16 protein-coding genes, 1 tRNA gene and 1 pseudogene are annotated in these 20,838 nt (G+C 59.8%); 17 read left to right on the forward strand and 1 reads right to left on the reverse strand.

The annotated features are described in order from the left end of the window. The 17 genes and pseudogenes from IVB29_RS33950 to IVB29_RS34030 form a co-directional block, all read left to right on the forward strand. Nucleotides 1-921 (forward strand): lyase family protein (locus tag IVB29_RS33950; RefSeq protein WP_247507786.1); only part of this gene is annotated, 921 nt, incomplete at its 5' end. A 990-nt stretch (nt 922-1,911) separates the two neighbouring features. Then, nucleotides 1,912-2,901, forward strand: coding sequence for a hypothetical protein (locus tag IVB29_RS33955; RefSeq protein WP_247507787.1), 990 nt, complete (start codon nt 1,912-1,914; stop codon nt 2,899-2,901). Nucleotides 2,902-3,375: 474 nt separating this feature from the next. Continuing rightward, nucleotides 3,376-5,067, forward strand: a complete 1,692-nt coding sequence (locus tag IVB29_RS33960; RefSeq protein ID WP_247507788.1) for a methyl-accepting chemotaxis protein — start codon at nt 3,376-3,378, stop codon at nt 5,065-5,067. 155 nt (nt 5,068-5,222) lie between these two features. Continuing rightward, a complete protein-coding gene (locus IVB29_RS33965) occupies nt 5,223-6,086 on the forward strand; it encodes an IclR family transcriptional regulator (RefSeq protein ID WP_247507789.1) in 864 nt (287 codons plus the stop codon). Nucleotides 6,087-6,169: 83 nt separating this feature from the next. Next, nucleotides 6,170-7,519: an MFS transporter gene (locus tag IVB29_RS33970; RefSeq protein ID WP_247507852.1), complete on the forward strand. Its 1,350-nt coding sequence runs from the start codon at nt 6,170-6,172 to the stop codon at nt 7,517-7,519. Between the two features lie 26 nt (nt 7,520-7,545). After that, a complete protein-coding gene (locus IVB29_RS33975) occupies nt 7,546-8,571 on the forward strand; it encodes an amidohydrolase family protein (RefSeq protein WP_247507790.1) in 1,026 nt (341 codons plus the stop codon). Between the two features lie 62 nt (nt 8,572-8,633). Next, nucleotides 8,634-9,785 carry a Gfo/Idh/MocA family oxidoreductase gene (locus IVB29_RS33980; protein ID WP_247507791.1) on the forward strand — a complete coding sequence of 384 codons (1,152 nt, stop codon included), beginning with the start codon at nt 8,634-8,636 and terminating at the stop codon, nt 9,783-9,785. A gap of 8 nt (nt 9,786-9,793) precedes the next feature. Next, on the forward strand, nt 9,794-10,993 hold the full coding sequence (locus tag IVB29_RS33985; RefSeq protein WP_247507792.1) for a dihydrodipicolinate synthase family protein: 1,200 nt from the start codon (nt 9,794-9,796) through the stop codon (nt 10,991-10,993). Nucleotide 10,994: 1 nt separating this feature from the next. After that, entirely contained in the window at nt 10,995-11,858 is an 864-nt protein-coding gene (locus IVB29_RS33990) for a sugar phosphate isomerase/epimerase family protein (RefSeq protein WP_247507793.1), read from the forward strand. A 61-nt stretch (nt 11,859-11,919) separates the two neighbouring features. Beyond that, nucleotides 11,920-12,177, forward strand: a pseudogene (locus IVB29_RS33995) (DUF4147 domain-containing protein); the annotation flags it as partial. Nucleotides 12,178-12,903: 726 nt separating this feature from the next. Beyond that, nucleotides 12,904-12,981 (forward strand) — tRNA-Lys (locus tag IVB29_RS34000). 865 nt (nt 12,982-13,846) lie between these two features. Then, on the forward strand, nt 13,847-15,178 hold the full coding sequence (locus tag IVB29_RS34005; protein WP_247507794.1) for a cation:dicarboxylase symporter family transporter: 1,332 nt from the start codon (nt 13,847-13,849) through the stop codon (nt 15,176-15,178). Nucleotides 15,179-15,221: 43 nt separating this feature from the next. After that, nucleotides 15,222-15,770 carry a carboxymuconolactone decarboxylase family protein gene (locus IVB29_RS34010; protein WP_247507795.1) on the forward strand — a complete coding sequence of 183 codons (549 nt, stop codon included), beginning with the start codon at nt 15,222-15,224 and terminating at the stop codon, nt 15,768-15,770. Between the two features lie 76 nt (nt 15,771-15,846). Further along, a complete protein-coding gene (locus tag IVB29_RS34015) occupies nt 15,847-16,647 on the forward strand; it encodes an SDR family oxidoreductase (protein WP_247507853.1) in 801 nt (266 codons plus the stop codon). An 11-nt stretch (nt 16,648-16,658) separates the two neighbouring features. Continuing rightward, complete coding sequence (locus IVB29_RS34020) at nt 16,659-17,570, forward strand: amidohydrolase family protein (protein WP_247507796.1); 912 nt, start codon at nt 16,659-16,661, stop codon at nt 17,568-17,570. Nucleotides 17,571-17,592: 22 nt separating this feature from the next. Beyond that, nucleotides 17,593-18,903, forward strand: a complete 1,311-nt coding sequence (locus IVB29_RS34025; protein WP_247507797.1) for an MFS transporter — start codon at nt 17,593-17,595, stop codon at nt 18,901-18,903. Nucleotides 18,904-19,049: 146 nt separating this feature from the next. Beyond that, nucleotides 19,050-19,715: an alpha/beta fold hydrolase gene (locus IVB29_RS34030; protein WP_247507798.1), complete on the forward strand. Its 666-nt coding sequence runs from the start codon at nt 19,050-19,052 to the stop codon at nt 19,713-19,715. A 155-nt stretch (nt 19,716-19,870) separates the two neighbouring features. On the opposite strand, the gene IVB29_RS34035 is transcribed toward IVB29_RS34030, so the two are convergent. Beyond that, nucleotides 19,871-20,815 (reverse strand): LysR family transcriptional regulator, encoded by a 945-nt coding sequence (locus IVB29_RS34035; RefSeq protein ID WP_247507799.1) that lies wholly within the window; start codon nt 20,813-20,815, stop codon nt 19,871-19,873. Nucleotides 20,816-20,838 lie beyond the last annotated feature (23 nt).

Genomic DNA, 20,838 nt, shown 5'->3' on the forward strand with positions numbered 1-20,838 from the left:
GCAATCATTACGAAGAATTATGGCCTCGATCGGCCGTTAGTGGTGCCGCTGAACCGCCAGCGCGTCTCGGACCTGCTCGGCTTCGATTCTCCGCTCTCGCACACAATGGATGCCATCCTCAGCCACGATCTGGAGATGGAATATGCCGGTGTGCTGGCGGTTCTTGCTCAGAATGTCGGTCGGTTGGCCGATGACCTCTTTATCTGGTCGACGATGGAATTCAACATGGTCGAACTCCCCGACCGCTACTGCGGCACGAGCTCGATCATGCCGCAGAAGAAGAATCCCGACGGGCTCGAGGACATTAAGGGCGTCGCCGCGCAATCACTCGGCATCGTCGCCACGGTGATGATGGCGGAGAAGGGCCCTACCGGTTTCCCGATCATGGAGCGCCGCAACAGCCAGGCGATCCTGTGGGACCTGGGTCGTTCACTCGGCGTGCGCCTGGAGACGTTGTCGCCGCTGATGCGCGACCTCAAGGTCAAGGTCGAACGCATGCGTGAGCTCGCCGGCGCCAATTGGGCCCAGGTCACCGACCTTGCCGCGGCGCTCGTCCGCGAGAAGGGGATCGACTGGCGCAATTCCCACCAGATCGTCAGCGTGTTTGTACGCCGCAACATCGCCGCCGGCATCCGACCGGACAAGGCGACGTCTGCCTCACTGGATGAAGCCGCCGCCGAATTTGGCGTCGCCGCGCCGGGTCTGCCGGCGGCTGTTTTTTTCGATGCTATGGACCCCGCCGCGTTCGTACGTCGCCGCAGACTCCTGGGTGGGCCGGCTCCCGAAGCGATCAGTCGTGAAGTAGGCACGGCTCGTGGCAAGCTCGATCCAGATGTAAAACTGCTCGAAGGCTTGGAAGATCAGGTCGAACGCGCTCACAAGGCGATGGAGACAGCAATTTCCGCTTTCATCGCAGGTTGAACCGTCCGCCACGTCATTCCATGCCGCGAGTGCGGGAGGCATCGAGTAATCCATGCCTCTACTTGAATCCCGTACCGCTGGAGGACGTGCTGATCGCACTAAGTGCGCTTGAGGGGACATTACATTCAATGGTGACCGGTCAGCCGGTGATTTGCGAGTAGATGTCGGCGTAAGTCGCTAGTCCTCGTTGGAGCGCGATGGCGTTTCATCGGCCGTGAGTATGACCGAACTTCTTTGGGTAACGGGTGTTTCGTCGCTCGAAAGACCCCAGGTCTCATTGAATGACGGCCGGCCAGCGATTGATCTACGTTGTACACTCGAATCGCCTCGTCCTTGGGCGTCCCTCGGTCTCGCCTTGTAGCCGAAGGTTCGAAGGCGCAATTGTCGACATGAGCTGTTGGGGCCTAATTTGTCGAAGTGAGTGAGCGGCTTTCTCCCCGTTGCATCGGGCGCCGAGGGTGTCGAAATCCGGTTCGTTGAAGATCGACACTGCCCTCAAGGTGCCGTTCCACCATAATGGCGTCGATGTGCTGCGAATGATCCGTCTCGGAGGCGTCGCGTTTTCTTGGATGGGTGGCGGTTCTGTTCGGCGTCTATCGCTTTATGTCGACCATTGCGACCAACAACATGATCGGCAACAGCATCGCAGCAGTCGTGATTGCGAAAAGTTGTCGAGTTCGACGAGACCAGTTCGTCGCTAGGCAAACTTTTGCCGCAGCCCAGCAGTCAGTGCGACGGAATACCCGCTACTTCAGTATTGAAGTGGCGCGCCCGACACGATTCGAACCTGTGGCCTCCACCTCCAGAGGATAGCGCTCTAGAGATCGTGTTTTGAGTTTCATGGCAACTTTGAAGGGACGCTTGACGAAGAAGTGAATAACTTCTAGCTTCTGTATAACGAAAAAAGTTTCGCTATCCGAAATATGGAAACGCTGTAACGCCGAGTGATCTCTCTTCACCTGGTCAATCTTCGTCGTTTGGGGGACATCTATGAGAATCTATAAGTCGACGATCGCCGCCCTTATTGTCCTAGCAAATGGTGCGTATGCAGCGCACGCTGGCGATCCGGCAGTCAAGGCTATGCCAGCCGCGACGAATACGCCGTTCTTCTTGGTGAACGATAACCGCCTGACGTATTCCTACATATTCAATGCAGCAGATCCGGGGGTGACGAGTAACACTGCAAAGCAGGGCTATTCGTTTACTCATTTTGACGCATGGGCTTACGGCACGAACTTCCTCAATGCCACCATGTGGAGGGCGGATAGCAACGCGCCTGCGAATGGCTGCAAAGGGGCGGGCCAGGGATGCGCAGGTGCCACCGAATTCTATGGCATATTGCGTAGTACCTTTGGCTTCAACGAGCTCTTCAATACCAGAGTGTTCACCTATGGCCCCCTGCGCAACGTCTCGTTCGAGATCGGTGCGGATGCCAAGACCGTCAATAATGCTGTTGCGTCCGACAAGCGGGCCTTGTTCGCCGGGCTGCAGTTTGCATTTGACCTGCCGTACAAGGGCTTCATCAATCTCGCTCCCATGTACTATCAGGAACTCAACCACAACTCAGTCGTGCAGGGGCCGGCACTTCCAAGTGGTCAGATCCGCTATAACCCTACGTGGGCATTTGAAGTCAATTATTACATGGATCTCGGCTTCCTGCCGTCATATCTGCCTCTATCGGTCAGCGGTCGCGCGAGCATTATTGGCCCCAAAGGACCGCAGACATCTCCAATTCCATTCAATCCCATCACGAACGTTCAGACGACGACCGAAATCAACAGCGAACCGATCCGTCTGACACTCGACACCAGCCGAATGATTTGGGGAGACAAATACTCTCACTTCCTCGATGTGTGGGTTGCCTATCGTTACTGGGGAAACAAATACGGCATTTCGCCGGACTCACTGAGCTGCAAAGGCGTAGGTCTTAATAGCTGTACCGAATCATCCCTCTACAGTGGCGTGACCGTCAAGTTTTAGGAGGCGTTCCGGGCAGAGCTGAGGAAACGGCTCTGCCCGGTACGACCAGAGCATTCACCTTTCAAAGGCGGGCGCGCATTCAAGTACTTCTGTTGTGTTCGGATGCAACACATCCTCCCGAAATTCGGTATCGATCGGCCTCGAGTGGGAGTTTCCAGCCTGGGTAAATCACGACCGCTTTTTCGCGGCTGAGCCTCAGCAAGCGGTTGTCGATCGCCGCAATTCATCACGGCGGCACCGCGATTCACCGAAGTCGACTCAATTGCAGACGAGAGAGACAAGAGTAGCGTTTCGTCGAGCTATTGGCTTTGTAGCCGATGGGCTGGAACGCCCCAGATCCTAAGTCTCGTGTAGTCGTGGCGACTTCGGAATGCGAAACTTGGCTTCATTGTCGTTTTACTCGTTCTTGGTAGTATTTATCTGCTGCGATTAGGCATTTGTCGGTTGTATTCACGCGGTAAGGACCATCGCGCCATGCTCACTAGAATCGCTGTTCGAACAAAGATCGTTTTCGTCGTATCGATTCTCATCGTCGTGATGATTGGAAGTGGGCTGTGGTCGGCGCGGATGATGCGGTCAATCAATGCAAAGGTATCCGACATTCAAACAAACTGGTTGCCGTCCGTTCGCACGCTCGGAGAACTCCGGGCCAGCACCATTAACTATCGGAACGTCATTAGGGAACACATTCTTTCAGAGACCGCTGAGTTGAAGCTTGCGGCGGAAAAGACCTTGCAGAAGCCGACCGATCAGGGAAACGCTGCCCGTGCTAAATATGAGAAGCTGATTACTTCGCCGGAGGAGCGCGCGTTGTTCGAGCAATGGTCGAAGCTGTGGGACGAGTATGTTTTTGGAACCGGCAAGGTGATGCAGTTGTCGCGCGAAGAGGCGGGTAAAATTCCGCTTGGGGCGCATGATTTGAACCGCAAGGTAGTCAACCCCATTAGCCTGCAGGCCGACGAGTATCTGATGAAGGCGATCGACTTGAAAAACAAGGGCGCGGACGCAGCGGGTGCCGAAGCAAGCGAGAGCTACGAGTCCGGCTTTAAGATGTTGGTCTTGGTGATCGTGTCCGCCGCGATCGGAGGGATCAGCGTTGCGATTCTACTTGTCCGCGACGTTTCGAAAGGAATCGCGTCCATCATCCGCCCTATGCAAGCGCTCAGTGATGGCGACCTCACCGCGGAGGTATTACACCGCGGCGAGCGTACCGAAATCGGTCAGATGGCCGACGCCCTGCAGGTGTTCAAAGAAGCTCTAATCGCCAAACGGGCGGCAGATGAGTTAGCTACGGCTGAGGCGCAAGCCAAGGCTGCACGTAGCAGTCGTGTCGACGCGGTCACGCGGACTTTCGAAGCGTCGGTTTCGGAGATAGTAGAGACTGTGTCGTCCGCATCAACAGAACTTGAGGCATCGGCGACGACGATGACGAATGCGGCCGATCATTCGCTGGAAATTGCGACCGGCGTCGCGTCCGGCTCTGAGCAGGCCTCCTCAAATCTTCAGTCGGTGGCGTCCGCAGCCGAAGAAATGGGGTCTTCCGTCAACGAGATCGGCCGGCAGGTCCAGGAATCGGCAAGGATTGCAGCGGAGGCGGTTGACCAGGCGGGAAAGACAAACGATAGGGTCGCTGAATTAGCGCGGGCGGCAGCGCGGATCGGCGATGTGGTGGAGTTGATCAATAGTATAGCGGGTCAGACCAACCTGCTGGCGCTGAATGCCACTATCGAAGCTGCGCGCGCCGGCGAGGCAGGCCGCGGCTTTGCGGTGGTTGCTACCGAAGTGAAAGCGCTGGCTGAGCAGACGGCCAAGGCGACCGGTGAGATCAGCCAGCAAATTTGCGGGATTCAGACGGCCACACAAGAGGCGGTTGGCGCCATCAGGGATATCGGCGACACAATCGGCCGAATGTCCGAGATATCGGCGACGATCGCCTCTGCGGTGGAGGAGCAGAGCGCAGCCACGCATGAAATTTCGCGTAATGTCCAAGACGCGGCTCTTGGCGCCGCGCAGGTAACGTCCAATATCCTTGAAGTACAGCGGGGTGCTTCTGAGACCGGTTCGGCCTCGGGCCGGGTACTTGACGCCGCGCAATTACTGTCTGCGGAGAGCTTCCGACTGAAACGTGAGGTCGAGAGTTTTCTCGCCTCCGTCCGCGCAGCCTAGGTGCATATTCTCCAAGAACTGATCGACATGGCGAATTCAACGGGCACGCATAATCTTGAACACGCGGCCTCGGCGAGCACTTGACGGCGAATGTTAGAACTTCTAGTTTTCTGATAACGAAAAAAAATTCGTAATCCGAAAAATGGAAACGCTACATGGCAAATGTCCGTGCGAAAGGTGAGGCCCCGCGAAGACGGTCTGACCAGCCGAAGGAGGTTCGCGGCGCCACCGACCAGCGTAGCACCGTTCAATCTCTGGCCAAAGGATTTCGGCTGCTTGAGGCGTTCGGACCGGACCAAGAAGAGCCAACACTCAGCGAATTGGCGCTTGCGGCGGGGTTGGATCCAGGAACGACTTACCGGATGCTCAATACTCTCGTCGATCTTGGCTATGTCGACCGTGTTCCGGACAGTCGGCGCTTTCGTCTGACGCTTAAGGTTCTCGATCTTGGATTTCACGCCATTGCCCACCGCGATTTGCGCGCAATCGTTCGGCCGGTACTGCGAACGCTCGTGAACGACACAAGCGAGGCCGCAAGCTTTGGCGTGCTCAATGGCGCCGAGGTACTGTACATCGAGCGTGTTCGTGCCGGCGTCACCCGGCTTGGGGTCGACATACGGCTTGGCACAACAGTGCCGGCGCATCAGAGCATTATCGGCCACAGCATCCTGGCGTTCCTTCCGGAGAGCGAGTTGGCGCGGTTGGCGGAGCTTCCGCAACGCCAGACCTTATCGGCGAAGCGGCGCATCGAATGGCGTGATGTCGGTCAATCGCTGGCAGCGATCCGAAAGGCCGGCTATGCCCTCGGTGCCTCGACCCTGAGCGAGGGATTGCGCATTCTCGCGGTACCGGTGCGCGATGCCGATGGACTGGCTGTTGGCGCGATTAGCATCGCGGCGCCGGCGGGACGCAGCTCGGAGGCCGAGTTCCGAGCGCTCGCACTGAAGCCGGCGAAGGCCGCCGCGCGTGACGTGGCTCGCGCTATCGAGGCGTCCGGAAGCATCGGAACAAGTCACTGAGTATGACGGCAGGGCGGCGCGAGGGCGAACCTCGCCGCGCGTCCATTGCGCGAACGAGGGAGGTAATCTTGTTGCAAGCCGTCATGTCGTCGCACACCGTCGAATCCATCAGCGCCCGTATTGAACGGCTGCCGGTAACGCGGCAGCTATCCACGATTCGGTTGGTTATCGGGGCGGCAACGTTTTTTGATGCCTACACCGTGTTGGCGATAGCGTTCGCGATGCCCGTGCTGGTGCGCGAGTGGAAGTTGTCGCCGACAGAAGTCGGAATGATCCTCTCATTCGGCTACATCGGGCAACTGCTCGGCGCCGTCGCGTTCGGCTGGCTCGCCGAGCGAATCGGTCGGCTGCGGGTACTTTGGCTAACGATCACGCTGTTCGTCACGATGGACATTGCCTGCCTGTTCGCGACCGGCGCAGTTTCGATGATCATCTGCCGCTTTATTCAAGGCATCGGTACGGGCGGTGAGGTTCCGGTTGCGAGCGCCTATGTCAACGAGATGGTCGGCGCGCAGAAACGCGGTCGCTTCTTCCTTCTCTACGAGGTCATCTTTCCGATCGGCCTGATGTTCGCCGGGATGGTCGGTTATTTCCTGGTGCCCGCCTATGGCTGGAAGGCTATGTTCCTGGTTGGACTGGTTCCCGCCGTGCTGATGATCCCCCTCCGTCTACTGATGCCGGAGTCGCCGCGCTGGCTCGCGTCGCGAGGTCGGCTGGAAGAAGCGGACACGATCGTCGCCGCTTTTGAAGCATCAGCGGAAGCTCGCGGCGCGGTGTTGGCCGAGCCGCGGCTGGCTCCTCAGTTGAGCAAGTCTCGAAGCGAATGGCGCGAACTGTTTCGCGGCATTTATCGGGGCCGGACGCTGATGCTCTGGGCGTTGTGGTTCTGCGTCTACATGGTGATCAACGGCATGATCACGTGGATGCCTACGCTCTATCGCGAGGTATTCAAGCTCCCGCTTCAGACCAGTCTCGCTTACGGCTTTATCACTTCTGCCTGCGGTGTCGTAGCCTCGATCGTATGCGCTCTGCTGATCGACCGCGTCGGACGAAGACGCTGGTACGCCTCGGCCTTTGCGCTTGCTGTCTTCCCGCTCGGCGCGCTCGCGCTCTCTGGCGCCGACACCGTGATGCATGTTCTGGTTCTGGTATCGCTGGCCTATGCCATTGTTCAGACCATCGCCTTCTCGCTTTATCTGTATTCGGCTGAACTGTATCCGACCAGACTCCGGGCCTTCGGGACCGGCTGCGGAAGCGCTTGGCTACGCCTGGGATCTTCCGCCGGACCGCTGGTGGTCGGCTATTTTTCCGCAGGCTTTGGCATAGGTATGGTGTTTGCCGTCTTTGCCTGTGTGCTTGCCCTTGGCGCTGCCGTGACGATGCTTTTTGCCGTCGAGACGGCGGGCAAGCCCCTTGAGACGCTATCGCCCTGATCCATCCGCCATTCCGGAGCATACCCTTGTCTGAACGTATCGACGCCTGGACCCACATTTTTCCGCCGGCCTATTTCGCTCGACTGCAGACCATGGCGTCGGCGGCCGGGCCACTGCGGCGGTGGCTCGAACTCACGTCACTTTACGATCTCGACCGTCGGTTCAGGCTGATGGATAGTTTCGACGGCTACCGACAGATACTGACGCCTTCGATGCCTCCCATCGAAGATCTGGCTGACGGAACCGTCGCCGTCGATCTTATGCGGCTGATGAACGATGGCCTGGCCAAACTAGTCGCCACGTATCCTGATCGTTTCCCAGCTTTCGCGGCCGCGTTGTCACTTCACGACATCGATGCGGCGCTTGAGGAAATCGGCCGCGCCGACGCGATGGGTGCGATCGGTTTCCAACTCTGTACCCACGTGCGCGGACGGCCGCTTGATCATTCCGACTTCGCGCCGGTTTTCGACGAGATCGCACGGCGGAGATTGGCGATCTGGCTGCATCCGGTTCGCGGCCCGACACCGGACTACCCTAGCGAAACCAAGTCGCGCTTCGAGATATGGTGGTGCTTCGGCTGGCCCTATGACAGCAGCGTCGCGATGGCACGACTGGTGTTCTCTGGACTGTTCGATCGCCATCCGGATCTGAGGATCGTCACCCATCACATGGGCGCAATGATTCCCTATTTTTCGGGCCGGATCGTGCAGGGGTGGGGACTTGAGATGGGCACACGGACACCGCCCGGCGATGCTGGTTTGTTGCCTGGTCCTCTGCAGCGACCCGCTGAGGAGTATTTCAAAATGTTCTTCGCCGACACCGCGCTGTCGGGCGCCGTTGGCGCCACACGTTGCGGGCTCGATTATTTCGGCGCTGACAGGGTGCTGTTCGCGAGCGATTTTCCGTTCGACGCCGAGGGCGGGAGCTATCTGGTGCGCGAGACGATCAAGGCACTGGACGCGCTCGAACTGAAGAGCGGTGTCCGCCAGCAGATCGATATCGGAAACATATCGCGCATCATGAGCCGAGCGTCCGCCTTGGTCTTGGTCTGAAGACCGGCGATCAGAGCTTTCGCGCTCAGAGTAACTAACTAGATAATTAAAAGGAGCAACGAATGTCTACGCAGCGTCTCGGCATCATCATGAACGGCGTCACTGGCCGTATGGGTCTCAACCAGCATCTCGTACGCTCGATCGTTGCGATCCGTGCGCAGGGCGGCGTGACCCTGAAGAACGGCGATCGCATGATGCCGGATCCGATCCTGGTCGGCCGCAATGCCGAGAAGATCGAAGGCCTCGCCAAGAAGTATGGCATCGAGCGCTGGACCACCGATCTCGACAAGGCCTTTGCCGACGAGAACGACAGTATCTTCTTCGACGCGGCGACGACGCAGGCGCGCCCGGGTCTGCTCAACCGCGCCATCGAGGCCAGCAAGCACATCTATTGCGAGAAGCCGATCGCGACCAATCTCGAAGCCGCGCTCGACGTCATCAAGAAAGCCAACGCGAAAGGCCTCAAGCACGGCACGGTGCAGGACAAGTTGTTCCTGCCCGGCCTGAAGAAGCTGGCGATGCTGCGTGACAGCGGCTTCTTCGGCAAGATGATCTCGGTGCGCGGCGAGTTCGGCTACTGGGTGTTCGAAGGCGACTGGCAGGAAGCCCAGCGCCCGTCGTGGAACTATCGCGCCGAAGACGGTGGCGGCATGATCCTCGACATGGTTTGCCACTGGCGCTACGTGCTCGACAATCTGTTCGGTGAAGTCGAGAGCCTGACGTGCCTTGGCACCACCGACATCCCGGCGCGCTGGGACGAGCAGGGCAAAAAGTATACTGCCACTGCGGACGACTCGGCCTATGCGACCTTCAAGCTGAAGGGGGGTGTCATCGCGCACATGAACATGTCCTGGGCCACGCGCGTCTATCGCGATGACCTCGTGACCTTCCAGGTCGACGGCACCCATGGTTCGGCGGTGGCCGGTCTCACCGAGTGCATGATCCAGGCCCGTCAGGCGACGCCACGTCCGATCTGGAATCCCGACGAGAAGCGCACCCACGATTTCTACGCCGACTGGCAGAAGGTTCCGGACAATGCCGTCTATGACAACGGCTTCAAGGAACAGTGGGAAATGTTCATCCGTCACGTCTGCGAGGATGCGCCTTACAAATACACGCTGCTCGAGGGCGCCAAGGGCGTGCAGCTCGTGGAATGCGCGCTGGAAAGCTGGAAGGAGCGTCGCTGGATCGACGTTCCGACACTCAAGGTCTGAGGTTCGCCATGAACAGGCCCGTCATGTCCACGTCCACCGGCTCAACGCTGTCGCTGAAACTGCCCAAGGCCGATCGTTCGATCGAGACCTATCGGCTGGCGGCGTCGCGCACGTTTCCCGCCAAGCTCGAAGGCACGCTGAACCGCATCGCTTTCTCGGCGGCGCATATCGTTGCCGACCCGCTGGCGGAATGCGATCCGTGGCTCAATCAGACCATCGATTGGGACCGCACCATCGCGTTTCGTGAACACGTCTGGAACCTCGGTCTCAGCGTGGCAGAAGCGATGGACACCGCGCAGCGCGGCATGGGCATGGACTGGCCGACCTCGCTGGAACTCATCACTCGCTCCGTTGCGGCGGCCAAGCCGCGCGGCGCGCTGGTGTTCTCGGGCGCGGGCACCGATCACCTCGCGGTCGAAGACGCGAAGTCGATTGATGACGTGATCAAGGCCTATGAACAGCAGTTCGAAGCCATCGAGAAAGTCGGCGGCCGCATCATCCTGATGGCGTCGCGGGCGCTAGCCAAGCTCGGCAAAAACGCCGAGGACTACGGCCGCGTCTATGATCGTATTCTCTCGCAGTCGGCGCAGCCGGTGATCATCCACTGGCTCGGCGATATGTTCGATCCGGCGCTGGCCAATTACTGGGGTACGCCGAGCCTCGACACCGCGATGGACATCGCCGTCGACGTCATCAACCGCAACGCCGCCAAGGTCGATGGCGTCAAGGTGTCGCTGCTCGATGCACAGCGTGAGATCGACATGCGTCGTCGTCTTGATCTCAAGGTCAAGATGTATACCGGCGACGACTTCAACTATGCCGAACTGATCGCCGGCGACGACAAGGGCTTCTCGCACGCGCTGCTCGGCATCTTCGATGCCATCGCCCCTGCGGCATCCTACGCGCTATCGCGTCTGGCGGCGGGCGACGAGGCCGGCTTCCACGATGTGCTCGGTCCGACGGTGCCGCTGTCACGTCATATCTTCAAGGCGCCGACGCGATTCTACAAGGCGGGCATCGTGTTCATGGCCTATCTCAACGGCCATCAGGACCACTTCACCATGATCGGCGGCCAGGAAAGCACGCGCTCGACCCAGCATCTCGCCGAACTGTTCCGTCTCGCCGACAGAGCAGGCCTGCTGGCCAATCCCGAACTGGCGACGCAGCGCATGAAGGCGATCATGGCCACGCGCGGGATCGAGGCCTGAGATGCGCGATTTCACGAACGACCATCACTGGCTGTCGCTGAACACGGCGACGGTCCGCGAGCAGGGCGACTTTGTCGCCATCGCCGAGGCCTGTGCACGTCACAAGATCCGTGGCATCAGCCCGTGGCGCGATCAGGTGGCGGCCGTCGGCCTCGACAAAGCCGTGAAGGCGGTGCGGGACCATGATCTCGAACTGTCCGGTTATTGCCGCGGCGGCATGTTCGTGTCCGACGAAACCCATCGCCAGCAGCAGCGCGATGACAACCGCCGCTGCGTCGACGAGGCCGTCGCATTAGGCTCGCCATGCATCGTGCTCGTGGTCGGCGGGTTGCCGCAATATTCACGGCCGGGCTCTGCGCCGTCGAAGAACATTATCAATGCGCGCGCGCAGGTCGATGACGGCATCGCCGAGATGATGGAATACGCCGGGCAAGCGAAGATGCCGCTGGCCATCGAGCCGCTGCATCCGGCCTACGCGGCCGATCGCGCCTGCGTGAACACCACCGAGCAGGCGCTCGATATCTGCGATCGGCTCGATCCCGGCAGCTCGGGCAAACTCGGCATCGCGTTGGATATCTATCATGTCTGGTGGGACCCTATGCTGATGACGCAGATCGGCCGCGCCGGCCGGGAGCGGCTTCTCGCCTTTCATGTGTGCGATTGGATGGTGCCGACAAAGGACATCCTCAACGATCGGGGCATGATGGGCGATGGCGTTATCGACATTCGGGGAATCCGTGCTGCGGTCGAGGCTGAGGGCTTCGCCGGCTATTCCGAAATCGAGATTTTTTCCCACAACTGGTGGGGCAGACCGATAGATGATGTGATTGCCACCTGCATCTCGCGGCACAAAACAGTCGTGTGATCTCGACAAAATCGGACCCGGTGGCCGCGCCGTCGCCGCAACGACCTGGACAATATCCGGTATGACCGACAAACGTCCTCTCCTTCGTGCTATTTTTTGTGCTGCCGTCGACGCTGCCCATCCCGACTTCGTGCTGCCGGCACATCTGCTGTCGATGCCGAGAGGCGGCCGCGTGATTTGCCTTGCCGCTGGCAAAGCAGCGGCGGCGATGGTTGTCGCCGCCGAGCAGCATTATCTGGATGAACACAATGTTGAACCGTCGCGCCTGCTGGGCACCTCGACCACCCGGCATGGCCACGGTCTGCGCGGGCCGTCGCGCTATGGCTGATATCTCCAGTCACGAATTCCTGGTCTCGAGATGCGGTCCTCAGCTCTCTCTCGACCTGCCATCGTGCCGGATCCGAATGGTAGGATACAGTCGTTTCGGACAGCCATGGCGGAGTGTGCCAAGAAGAAACCGTCCCAGGTTTCGAGAGGCTTAGCTCTTGGGGGCGGTCTGAGCCACGTTTCCATACCCAAAGTAAAGGGTGTTGTTTTCGTTCCATTCCCCGATCGGGTGCGGATGGATATATTGAAGGCCTTCTAGGCAGGGCAGGGCAGGGCAGGACGGACAGCAGCTTGGGGCCCAAGGCGTGTTTTTCCGCGACCTTTAAGTAGCCAAATATGCGGTGATGCCGGTGCGTGTGTTTCGGCGTGGGGTCTCGACGCCAATCGGCGTGGAGTCCAATGAACCAGGTTCAATGCAATCAATGGCCTGAAGGGGCCACGAAGACGCCGCTGGGGGCCATTTCCATCAGCATCCACAAACCGGCAGCAGCTCAGGATAACGCTGTCTCATTGCATCTAGTTGGACATAGGTTACTGGGGCTAGCTCAAACTTGTCCATGATGGACTGGAGCGAGAGTTCAAGCCTCTCAGCCGGTTAAGACGCGGCGTGTGCACGACGTGTGCACAGGGAGATCAAGAAAAATACATTGACGGCAAGCGTGGAGGCAATGTGATGTCTACAGAAGCTAGAGCGCTTCAGCCTTCCAATTTTCACAGTGGGTGAATGCACAGCGAAGGTTCTCAGAGCAGCTGACTTTTAATCAGCGGGTCCCAGGTTCGAGCCCTGGTGCGCCCACAAGCAAGATCAATCGCTTGGAAGGTTTGTGCCTGGGAACAGGCGTTCCGGTTGGAAACTTAGGTTGATCGATCCTCTCTGTGGTCTTAGACTAAGTCACTCATCCATTTTGGCTCTGTCCTCCCTGTGCGTTCGAAGCATGAGATACTGCGCGAACGTTGCGTGGTACAGGCGGATAAATGACCGTCGCAGATTAGGACAATTTAGCGAGCAAAACGGACGTCCGAGAGTCTATTGCTATTTGCGTGCGAGGCGATCCCTGCGCGAAGAAGCTCCTGGCGTAGGTGCGAAAACCCAAAGCCACCACTAAAAAGGGGCCTTGTGCGTTCTGGCCACAAGAGTTGTGCTGGGCCTAACGGGCACGATGGTCCCGCCTTCCGATGGCTTGGGTTACGCGATCGCCGCAGTCCAGCAGTGCTTTCACCTGATCGCTCGTTTTCCGGTGTGGGGTCTCGGCGCCGTTCGGCGCTCCAAACCCTTGATGGAACACATGTGCACGGGGGCTCCGCGGCAGCGGGCCCGCCCCATGCCAGTCAGATCTCCACAATCGCTCGACGCTTAGTTCCGTGATGTTACCCCAGGCTCGGAGGAAGAATTTGGGTTGAGGAATTTGGCGCGCAGAGCTCGATCTCCGGAGGCCAGACGCGCAACGCGAACTATGCCGACCCGGCATAGGATGCGATAGCGCCAAACTATTGGACAGCAATTTGGCCGTTCATATTGTGCGGGCGGAAGGCAGCGTCGCGCACTTGGCTGACCCACGCGGTAGATCGGAAAATGAGCGCCAGATGAAAATTACAAAAGCTTAGAATCTCTGCCTTCTCTTCCGTCGCTTGGCGCGTGGAACTGTCGAAGGCGGGAGACAATGGCGGCGCAAGCCCCAAACGAGGAAACGGATCAAGATATGGCGCGGCTCAAGCAGCTTTATATTCAGGTCGTCATTGGAATCCTGGTCGGGATCGTTCTGGGCCTTGCGGCGCCGGACGCGGCCGTCGCAATGAAGCCGCTAGGAGACGCTTTCATTGCGCTGCTGCGGATGATGCTCGCCCCCATCATATTCTGCTCGGTCGTGCTTGGCTTGACGCATGTCGCCGATATGCGGCAGCTCGGCCGCCTGTCGTTGAAGGCGCTAATCTATTTTGAGGTCCTGACGACGGTCGCAATGGCGCTTGGATTCATTGCGGTCAACGTGGTCCAGCCCGGCGTCGGCCTTCACGCGACTAATCTCGCAGTGAACGAAAGCGTTTCGAAAATTGCGGCCAATGCCAGTCATTTTACTGCGATCGGGTTTTTCCTGAGTATCATTCCCTCGACCATGGTGGATGCGTTCGCCAAGGGTGAGATACTGCAGGTCCTTCTGATCTCGCTGCTAACGGGCGCAGCTCTCAGCATCGGTGGCATCAAAAAGGACTCGATCCTGTTACGAGGAATTGACGAGGCGCAGACCATCCTGTTCCGAATTCTCGGCTTTATCATGCGCCTCGCGCCGATCGGTGCATTTGGGGCCATGGCGGCGGCTGTAGGGGCATTCGGCGCGGCGACGTTGCTCTACCTTGCGAAATTGGTGATCTTGTACTGGACGACGTCGCTGGTCTTTGCGGTTGGCGTGCTCGGCGCTGTGTCGGCTTCGATTGGGCTTTCGATTTTCAAGATACTACGGCTCATTAGGGACGAACTGCTCATCGTGCTTGGCACAGCTTCGAGCGAGGTCGTGCTGCCGCGTCTGATCGAAAAGCTCGAACGGGTCGGTTGCGACGAGTCCGTCGTTGGGTTCGTGATACCGAGCGGTTACAGCTTCAACCTGGATGGCACCTCGATCTATATGGCCATCGCCGTCGCATTCATTGCACAGGCGACGGACACTCCCTTTTCTCTGGGACAGCAGATCGGCGTCCTTGCGATTCTGATGCTGACTTCCAAAGGGGGAACCACGGTCGCGGGCGGCGCCTTCATCAAGCTCGCAGCAACGCTGCAGACGGTGAAGGCGTTGCCGTTGAACGGGCTCGGCCTGCTATTCGGCGTCGACCGGTTGATGGCCACCTGTACCGCACTGACCAATGTGATCGGAAACACGGTCGCGACGTTCTACATCGCAAAATGGGAAAAGATGTTCGATCAGGCCAAATGGGAGGCCTGGCAGAGGGGTGTCGCAGCTGACCAGGTCGCTGCTTCCGGTGCCACCGTGGTCCACAAGTGAACGCTTGCAAAGCAAGGCCGGCACGCAGCCCGCAGGAGTGAAAATGCGCATTCGCGATATTGCCCACGATGATATGACTGAAGCGCAGCGGCGCGTGGCCGACGAAGCGGTGTCAGGCAAACGCGGCCGAATGCCGGCTCCCCTGCGGGCTTGGATCCACAGCCCTGAGCTCGGGCAACGAGCCCAAAAGCTAGGAGAGCTGTTGCGATACGATACGGTGCTTGAACCAAGATTGTCTGAGCTTGCAATCCTCGTCACCGCGCGATTTTGGACCTCTCACTATGAGTGGTTCGCTCACCGCGGTGAGGCGCTCAAGGCCGGCCTCGAGCCGGGAATCATCGAGGCGATTGCCGCACGTTCCGAGCCACATTTTTCGGATGCCCGGTCACGAGTGGTCTACGACTATGCGAAGCAATTGCATCAAGCCCACGAGATTACGTCCGATCTGCACGCCGGAGCGGTACGCGAATTGGGAGAGCAGGGCGTCGTCGAACTCGTCGGACTGCTTGGATACTACACGCTGGTCGCGATGACTTTGAACGCGTTCGAGATCGGAGTTCCCGTAGGAGCGGAGAGCGAACTTCGTCCCTGACAGACGGGTTTATGGAATTGGGAGCATGCTACTTGCGTTGTTGGCTCTTGAAAGCGAGATCACAGGAGACACCAAAATGACGAGACGACTTCAGGATAAAGTCGCCATCATCAACGGGGCAGGTTGTGTCGGGCCGGGGTGGGGCAACGGACGCGCCACTGCAGCGATCTTCGGTCGCGAGGGAGCGAAGATCTTTGCCGTCGATCTTAGGGCCGATGCCATGGAGGAGACCGTGGCAGCGACGCGAGAAGCGGGCGGCGAGATCCGTACTCATACCTGCGATGTGACGGAGAACGATCAAGTCGCGGCCATGGTTTGCGCCTGCATCAAGTCATACGGACGGGTCGATATCCTCGTGAACAACGTCGGCGGTTCGGCCGCGGGCGGCGCGGTTGCTTTGTCAGAGGAGGCCTGGGACCGGCAGATCGACCTCAACCTCAGGAGCGTCTTCCTGGCCTGCAAGCACGTCATTCCCGAGATGGAGAAGGTTGGCGGCGGTGCGATCGTGAACACCGCCTCGACTTCGGGGTTGCGATGGACCGGTTCGGCTCAGGTTGCATACGCTTCTTCGAAGGCGGCGATCATCCAGTTCTCGCGCGTGACCGCGGTCGAATACGCTAAAAAGAACATCCGCGTGAACACGGTCGTACCGGGCCAGATGCACACGCCGATGGTCGAGGTTCGCCTTGCCGGTCAACGAACGGGCGGCGACGTAAATGCCCTGCTGCAGTCGCGAGTCGCGCGAATTCCTCTCGGTTTCATGGGGGACGGCCGCGACACTGCGCATGCTGCACTTTTCCTGGTGTCGGATGAGGCGCGCTTCGTCACCGGAACAGAAATCGTCGTCGATGGCGGCATGACCGCGCGTTGCGATTAAAGGGAGTAGTCATGTCGCTACCGACACCGGCCGGGCAGCCGATCCCCGATGGACCGCCGCCGCTGGCTAACCCCCGCAAGCCGAAAATTGCGCTTCCCCCGGGTGCCTGCGACTCCCATTGCCACATCTACGGCCCTTTCGCGCGATTTCCACTTCCGCCGGAACGGAGCTTTACGCCGAACGACGCGCCCGAGACGGCGCTCCGCCGGCTGCACGATCACCTCGGATTTGCGCGCGCCGTAATCGTGCAGAGCCAGGGGCATGGCCATGATCACGAGCCGCTCCTCGATGCACTGGCTGTCGGGCGAGGGCGCTATCGCGGGGTTGCGCTGCTGCGGCCCGGTGATAACCCGGACCTCATTCGTCGTTTTGACGCCGCCGGTATCTGCGGCGTGCGGTTCAGTTTCATGTCCCATCTAGGCTTCCCGGACCTCGACGCGGTCCGCTCGGTCATCACGATGGTCGAGCCGTACGGTTGGCATGTCGCCATTCACGTCGCCGGCTCCGGGCTCATCGATCTCGAGGACTTCATCGGCTTGATTCCGACACCGGTCGTGATTGACCATATGGCACGGCCGGATATTGGCGAAGGCGTGGAGGGCCCCGTCGTGAGGGCTCTGCTTCGCTGTCTCGAAAACGGCCGCGTCTGGGTCAAGCTGAGCGGCGCCGAGCGTCTCTCCAAGCTGCATGCGCCTTACGAGGACGTCGCTCCAACGGTTCGCCGTCTCATCGCGAACGCGCCCGAGCGGTTGTTGTGGGGTAGCGACTGGCCTCACGTCAATCTTCATGGGCCGATGCCCGACGACGGCGACCTGGTCGACTTTCTCGGACGCCTGACGACGCCGGGCTTGCGGCGGCGCATTCTCGTCGACAATCCGGCCGCGTTCTTCGGGTTTCCGGCCATTGACGCGAAAACGGCATAAAGCGAAGACATCGAGGCTGGGCATGACCGCACGACCGCTCGAACGGGCCGTCGATCGACAAGATGCATCGCGCGACGCGCCGTTGAACAACGCGATTCGCAAGAACATCGTCCAACTTGTCCCCGTTCTGGCGATCGCCTACTTCTTCAATTACATCGACCGCACCAATGTCGGGTTCGCGGCGCTGACGATGAACCACGATATCGGGCTGACGAATACCCAGTTCGGAACGGCTGCGGGACTTTTCTTCGTGGGCTATTGCCTGCTGGAAGTGCCCAGCAATCTCGCCCTTTACCGATTTGGCGCGCGACGTTGGCTGGCGCGCATCATGATCTCCTGGGGACTGTTGTCAGCTGCGTGTGCGTTCGTCAGTGGCCCGACCAGCTTCTACGTCCTGCGCATCGCGACGGGTGCGGCGGAGGCGGGATTCTTTCCCGGGGTCGTCTTCTATCTGTCGTGCTGGTTTCCAGCGCGCGCGCGGATCAGGGTGCTCACCTGGTTCCTGGTGGCCATTCCGCTTTCATCTGTCGTTGGCGGGCCGGTCTCCGTCTGGATTCTCGCACTCGACGAGCTTGCCGGTCTGAAGGGATGGCAGTGGCTTTTTCTGCTGGAGGGGCTGCCGGCCTGTATTATGGGGTTTGTTACCCTGCGCTTGCTCCGCGACGATCCAAAAGATGCGAATTGGCTCAGTGACGGGGAGCGCACCGCCTTGTTGGAGGCGCTGGCCGAGGAGCAGGCAAGCCGGCCAAGAAAGGACTTTCTCGCCGCGCTCCGCGATACCAAGGTTGCGATCCTGACGGGTATCCTGTTCTGCTACTGGATCGGCATCAACGGAATCGCGATCTGGCTGCCGCTGATTCTGAAGTCCCATGGACTCGGCAATACGGAAATAGGCATCTTCTCCGCAATGCCTTATCTGATTGCCACTTTCGCCATGATCGCCTGGGCGCGCGTCATGGAGCGGAGCGGGCAACATCTTCTCAACATGGTCGCGGCCTTCGCTTTGACTGGTGCCGGCCTCGCCTTCGCCGTCTACGACAGCGCACTTTGGCCCGCCATGGCCGGCATCACGATGGCTGTGATCGGCCTGAGCTCGATACGTCCGGCGTTCTACAGCTTGCCGTCCCGCTATCTCTCCGGGGCGGCGGCCGCCGGCGGCATTGCCCTGATCAACGCCATTGGCAGCCTGGGTGGCTATGTCGGACCATGGATGGTGGGAGTGCTGAAGGATCAGACCGGATCGTTCGAACCCGGGATGTCGGCGATGGCCGTCATGCTCGGCGTCGCCGGCGCGCTAACATTGGTGTTGAAGAGGATCACCCGCGAAGCCTAGGGCCCACTTGGGTTGACGGAAAAATTCTCGCGAAAGGAAATTGTCGTGAACAAATGGCTCCCGTTTTGTTGTTTCTTCTCCTGTCCAGCGCGGCCGCGGCCGCCGACCTTGGCGCAGTGGACCATGTGAGCGTGACGCGTGGCGAGGTGACGATCGACGTGCTTGCCCAGGGCGAGGGACCGGCGATCGTCATCCTTCCCTCGCTCGGCCGATCAGGAAATGATTACGATGCGGTCTCCCGCATTCTTGCCGCGGATGGCTTTCGCGTCTTGCGGCCGCAGCCGGCATCGGCGACAGTCGGGGGGCCCATGGAGAATCTCACCATGCATGACCTTGCGGCCGACGTCGCGAGCGTTATCGCGCACGAGCATGCGGCTCCTGCCGTTGTAGTTGGCCACGCCTTCGGCAACTTCGTCGCCCGGCAGGTGGCTGCCGATCGCCCTGATCTCGTGAGCGGCGTCGTCCTCGCCGCTGGCTCCGCCGGCAAGGTTCCGCCGCGTTCCAAGGAGCTTCCGATCGGACCTGAGATGCGCCAAGCCATCGACGGTCCTTCGGAGACGTCGCTGCCCGAGAAAAAGCGGATTGAATACCTCAGGATCGCGTTCTTCGCGCCAGGTCATGATCCGAGCGTTTGGCTCGGTGGATGGAACACCGCCGTGCATCATATGGAATCCCATGCGCGTGAGCGTCCGCCGGTGACGACTATTTCGCCGGCGGCAAAGCGCCGATCCTCCATCTCCAGGCCGAGCACAATCCGGTCGCACCGTGGCGCTTTGCCGGTGTCCTCAAGTCGATGCTGGGAGATCGGGTGACCATCGTGGTGATCCCGGATGCCACCACGCGCTCGTGCCCGAACAGCCAGCGGCCGTCGGCGCCGCGATTGCCGAGTTGCGCGCAAGGTCGCTGCACGATGAAACCGAGTTGATGGTCATTCAACCACCGGGCGGGCGTTGGTGCCTGCCAGCCGCTACTCTTGGCTCACTGCTTCGGCCAGCCTCGCGCCCACCCAGATTTTCTCCGTAACCAATTGAGCGATAGAGGCCTTCAGCAGCCGCGCAACCTCGAGGGTCAGCCAGGAGGCATGCGCCTCGTGCGGCATCGCGATCCAAATCGTAGAGGTCAGGGGAGGGCGCTCGATTGCGCGTGTAACCAACTCGCCGCGAGCCGCTTCTGCGGCAACGCCGGCCAGAGTCTGAATCGTGGCGCCGTCGCCGCTCTTTACCATGGCCTTGATCAGCGGAATGCTATCGACCTCCAACGCGAGCTTGAGACGAATGTTGTGTCGCGTGGCGGCTCCCTCGATCAACCGCCGGTTGCTATGCGGCAGGCTCGGCAGGATCAAGGGGATTTGCGCAATGTCCTGAAGGCGGATTCCCCGCCTGGATGCCGCAGGATGATGAGGTGCGCAGGCCAGCACCATGCGCTCCTTCAGCACCGGCGTCATATGAATGCCGCCGAGCGGCGAGGGGTTGTGGAGGACGGCGACATCGATCCGCCTGTCCACCAGCCATTCTTCCAGAAACGAGCTGATGCCTTCCCTGATCGCAAGCGTGGCGTGAGGCCAGCGTTCGCGAAGTGCAGCGACCATCCGCGGAACGATCAGTAGGCCCGAGGTCGGCGGCACGCCGATCGTGACTTGACCGGCAAAGCTCTGATGTCCCTTCTTCAGGACATCTAGCGTTTGGGCGAGACGGTCAATGACGTGCTCAGCATCAGTTAGCAAGACAGCGCCTGCGTCCGTGATTGTGACGCCGCGGCCATGACGGAGCAGCAGTTGCGTCCCGAGTTCGTCCTCGAGCTTCTTGATCTGTCGGCTCAAGGCTGGCTGTGCGATATGGAGCTCAGTCGCGGCACGGCTGAAACTGCCGGCCCGGGCGACGTGAACGAAATATCTCAGTCCGCGAATATCCATCGCTTCGAGGCGCCTTTCGAGAG

It is taken from the genome of Bradyrhizobium sp. 1 (genome assembly GCF_023073315.1).
GTDB lineage: Bacteria > Pseudomonadota > Alphaproteobacteria > Rhizobiales > Xanthobacteraceae > Bradyrhizobium.